Origin of the sequence: Desulfobulbus alkaliphilus (assembly GCF_016918545.1) — a bacterium.
Classification (GTDB): domain Bacteria; phylum Desulfobacterota; class Desulfobulbia; order Desulfobulbales; family Desulfobulbaceae; genus Desulfobulbus; species Desulfobulbus alkaliphilus.
Genome location: NZ_JAFFQC010000363.1, coordinates 1 through 407 on the forward strand (window position 1 = coordinate 1; position 407 = coordinate 407).

Below are 407 nucleotides of genomic sequence, written 5' to 3' on the forward strand. Positions count from 1 at the left end.
CGACGAGACCGTCTGCGATGTGCCGCTGGCGCCGCTGTTCGACGACGCGCCCCTGTATGACCGCCCGTGGGTCCAGCCGGAGCTTCAGCCCAAGCTGAACCACTCGGACATTCCTGCGCCCGAGAACTGGGCCGATGCGGTGATGAAGGTCGTCGCCTGCCCCGACATGGCCTCCAAGCGCTGGATCTGGGAACAGTACGACCGCCACGTCATGGCCGACACGCTTCAAGACTCTTCGACCGGCGCCGACGCCGGCGTGGTGCGCGTGCATGGCACGGACAAGGGTCTGGCCGTCACCTCGGACTGCACCCCCCGCTACGTCCAGAACGACCCCTATGAGGGCGGCAAGCAGGCGGTGGCCGAGGCCTGGCGCAACCTGACCGCCGTCGGCAGCCGTCCGATCGCCA

At 68.6% G+C, this 407-nt stretch carries 1 protein-coding gene; it reads left to right on the forward strand.

Annotated features, from left to right (window positions below; genetic code table 11):
- Positions 1-407: AIR synthase related protein (locus JWG43_RS21080; RefSeq protein WP_240193693.1), on the forward strand; the 407-nt coding region annotated here is incomplete at both ends.